Below are 3,623 nucleotides of genomic sequence, written 5' to 3' on the forward strand. Positions count from 1 at the left end.
CTGGATCACGCCTTCGCGCAAGGCCTGGGTGGCCTCGCTGGCCAACACCATCGTGCTGCAGGACGAGCCGGTCGTCATCGTGGCGCACAGCCTGGGCTGCATTGCCACGGCTCACTTGCCGCCTGAGGCGGCAGAGCGTATTCATGGCGCCCTGCTGGTGGCGCCGGCAGACCCGGAGCGGCGTGCCGTGCTGAGCGACTTTGCGCCCRTGCCCTACCAGAAGCTGCCTTACCGCAGCGTGCTGGTGGCCAGCAGCAACGACCCGTATTGCCCGGTGCGCCTGGCGGGTGCCTATGCCCGCGCCTGGGGCAGCGAATTTGTGCGCATGCAGGACGCCGGCCATATCAATGTGGAGTCGGGCCACGGCGAATGGCCGCTGGGCATTGCGCTGTTGCAGTCGCTGGCAGGTGATGCGTCGCTGACGGCGCCCCATCTTGATTTTTCTTCTTTGGCAAATTCTTCGTCTTCTTCTTTTGGGTCCCTGGAAACGGCATGACTTCTTCAAAAATAAAAATAGCCCTTGCAACGCTGGCACTGGCCGCGGGCGCTTCATTCTCCGGCACGGCCTCGGCACAAACGCTTCTGAATGGCTCGTATGACGTGGCGCGCGAGTTTTACAAGGAATACAACGCCGCCTTCATTGCCCACTACAAGAAGACCACGGGTAAAGACATCAAGATTGACCAGTCGCATGGCGGCTCCAGCGCCATCGCGCGTTCCGTGGCTGACGGCCTGGACGCCGACGTGGTGACCATGAACACCTCGACCGACGTGGACTTCCTGGCCGGCGCCGGCGTGGTCGCCAAAGACTGGGCGAAGAAGTTTCCCGACAACGCTTCGCCCACCACGTCGACCATGCTGTTCCTGGTGCGCAACGGCAACCCCAAGGGCATCAAGGACTGGGACGACCTCATCAAGCCCGGCATCCAGGTGATTCTGGTGAACCCCAAAACCGGCGGCAATGGCCGCTATGCCTACCTGGCCGCCTGGGGATACGCGAAGAAGAAGGGCGCCACCGATGCGCAGGCCGCCGAGTTCGTCGGCAAGCTCTACAAAAACGTCCCGGTGCTGGGCAAGGGCGGGCGCGACGCGACCACCGTGTTCCTGCAACGCAATATCGGCGACGTGCTGATCACTTTTGAATCCGAAGTGCTGTCGGTGAACAGGGAGTTTGGCGAAGGCAAGGTGGACGCGGTCTATCCGTCCATCAGCATCGTGGCGGAAAACCCGGTGGCGGTGGTGGAGCGCACCGTGGCCAAGAAGGGCACGGCCGAGCTGGCCAAGGCCTACCTGAACTACCTCTATTCAGACGAAGGCCAGGAGATTGCCGCACGTCATGCATTGCGCCCGCGCTCGCAGGCCATCCTGAAAAAATACGCCAGCACCTTCAAGCCGCTGCAGCTCCTCACGGTGCAAGACGTCTTTGGCAGCCTCGGTGAAGCACAAAAAGTGCACTTCAATGACGGCGGCCAGTTCGACAAGCTGTACACCGTCAAGTAAATAACTGGCCCCCACGTTCGCTCGCTTCGCGTAGCTCTCTGCCCCCCGAGGGGGCTAATTTTCCTAGGGGCGGCCCGTCGGAAAATTGTCCTTCTTCGTTTGACTCCCCGACAGGCCAGTGCTGTTTTTACATGTTTACTCAAACAATTCATCCCTCGTCACTAGCGCAGTCAGTGCCGGGTGTTCCTGCGGGTAGCAAACGCGCCGCAAAACGCGTGCTGCCCGGTTTCCGCCTCACGCTGGGCTACACCGTTCTCTACCTCAGCCTGATCGTGCTGATCCCGATCTCGGCGCTGTTTTTCAAAACCTTCACGCTGAGCTGGGACCAGTTCGTCACCGCGGTGACGTCCCCGCGCGTGCTGGCGTCTTACCGACTCACGTTTGGGGCATCGCTGATTGCAGCACTCGTCAACCTGGTGTTTGGCCTGCTGCTGGCCTGGGTGCTGGTGCGCTACAAATTTCCGGGCAAAAAAATCGTCGATGCGCTGGTGGACCTGCCGTTCGCCTTGCCGACCGCCGTGGCCGGCATTTCGCTCACGGCTTTGCTGGCCGGTAACGGCTGGATAGGCCAGTACCTCGAGCCCATGGGCATCAAGCTGGCGTTCACGCCGGCCGGTGTAGTGATCGCGCTGATTTTCATCGGCCTGCCGTTTGTGGTGCGCACGGTGCAGCCGGTGCTGGAAGACGCCGAGAAAGAACTCGAAGAAGCCGCCACCTCGCTGGGCGCCACGCGCCTGCAGATTTTCACAAAAGTCATCCTGCCGCACATCACACCGGCGCTGCTCACCGGCTTTGCCATGGCCTTTGCGCGGGCGATCGGCGAATACGGTTCAGTCATCTTCATCGCCGGCAACATGCCCATGATTTCTGAAATCACGCCTCTGATCATCATCGGCAAGCTGGAGCAATATGACTATGCCGGCGCAACGGCCGTGGCGGTGGTGATGCTGCTGGTGTCGTTCGTGCTGCTGCTGGTGATTAACGGCCTGCAGGCCTGGCAGCGCCGTAACACGGGAGCACCAGCATGAAACAGGCCCCCACGCTTGTCGCTTCGCGTACTGCGCTGCCCCCCGAGGGGGCTGAGCTTGCTCGGGGCGGCCCTTCGCTGCGCTCGACTGCTTCCTCCTCCATTAAACGCCGTGTCGCGTCCGGCACCACCGAAGCACGCTGGGTGCGCTACACCTTGATCACGGTGGCGTTGCTGTTTGTGTTCCTGTTTTTGATCCTGCCGCTGGCCGCCGTGTTCACCGAAGGCCTGCGCAAGGGCTTTGGCGCCTACATTGCAGCGCTGCAAGAGCCCGACGCCTGGTCGGCCATCAAGCTCACGCTGATTGCCGCCGCGATTGCCGTGCCGCTGAACCTGGTGTTTGGTGTGGCGGCGGCCTGGGCCATTGCCAAGTACGAATTCCGCGGCAAGTCGGTGCTGACGACGCTGGTGGATTTGCCGTTTTCCGTGTCGCCGGTGGTGGCCGGCCTGATTTACGTGCTGATCTTCGGCGCGCAGGGCTGGTTCGGGCCGTGGCTGCTGGCGCATGACATCAAGATCATCTTTGCCGTGCCCGGCATTGTGCTGGCCACCGTGTTTGTGACGTTTCCGTTCATTGCGCGTGAGCTGATTCCGCTGATGCAGGCGCAAGGCAACGACGAAGAGCAGGCCGCCATCGTGCTGGGCGCCACCGGCTGGCAAACCTTCTGGCATGTGACCCTGCCCAACATCAAGTGGGGCCTGGTGTATGGCGTCATCTTGTGCAACGCACGGGCCATGGGGGAGTTTGGTGCGGTGTCGGTGGTGTCGGGCCATATCCGCGGGCAGACCAACACGCTGCCGCTGCACGTGGAAATTCTGTACAACGAATACCAGTCGGTGGCCGCATTCGCCGTGGCATCGCTGCTGGCCATCCTCGCGCTGGTCACGCTGGTCATCAAGTCGGTGGCCGAATGGCGCCATGAAGCAGAAATGAAAGCTGCGGCCGATTTGCCGCCTGAGCGCCCGCAGGCGCTTGCTACTTGATTATTTCAACAAATCTTCTACCAAAATCTAGTATGCGTATTTTAGAAACAGTACTAATTTGCATCGCCGTGATGTTGGGATTAGCAAGTGCTTTTCTTTGCTTCTTATGGGC

At 61.0% G+C, this 3,623-nt stretch carries 4 protein-coding genes; all 4 read left to right on the plus strand.

Going from position 1 to position 3,623, the window contains the following annotated elements; translation table 11 throughout:
* Window positions 1-496: RBBP9/YdeN family alpha/beta hydrolase (locus tag AC1D1X_RS18375; protein WP_477698833.1), on the plus strand; the 496-nt coding region annotated here is incomplete at its 5' end.
* On the plus strand, window positions 493-1,500 hold the full coding sequence (locus AC1D1X_RS18380; RefSeq protein ID WP_477671699.1) for a sulfate ABC transporter substrate-binding protein: 1,008 nt from the start codon (window positions 493-495) through the stop codon (window positions 1,498-1,500). The genes AC1D1X_RS18375 and AC1D1X_RS18380, both read left to right, overlap by 4 nt.
* A 131-nt stretch (window positions 1,501-1,631) precedes the next feature.
* Window positions 1,632-2,528 (plus strand): sulfate ABC transporter permease subunit CysT, encoded by an 897-nt coding sequence (gene cysT / locus AC1D1X_RS18385; RefSeq protein WP_477671698.1) that lies wholly within the window; start codon window positions 1,632-1,634, stop codon window positions 2,526-2,528.
* Complete coding sequence (gene cysW, locus AC1D1X_RS18390) at window positions 2,525-3,511, plus strand: sulfate ABC transporter permease subunit CysW (protein WP_477671697.1); 987 nt, start codon at window positions 2,525-2,527, stop codon at window positions 3,509-3,511. Before cysT ends, cysW begins: the two co-directional genes overlap by 4 nt.
* The last annotated feature ends 112 nt before the right edge of the window (window positions 3,512-3,623 follow it).

Source organism: Polaromonas sp. P1_G4 (assembly GCF_056405475.1).

Excerpts from the sequence above, each read along its gene's own strand:
- AC1D1X_RS18380 (WP_477671699.1), top strand. The coding sequence starts at position 493 with ATGACTTCTTCAAAAATAAAAATAGCCCTTGCAACGCTGGCACTGGCC.
- cysT (WP_477671698.1), top strand. The coding sequence starts at position 1,632 with ATGTTTACTCAAACAATTCATCCCTCGTCACTAGCGCAGTCAGTGCCG.
- cysW (WP_477671697.1), top strand. The coding sequence starts at position 2,525 with ATGAAACAGGCCCCCACGCTTGTCGCTTCGCGTACTGCGCTGCCCCCC.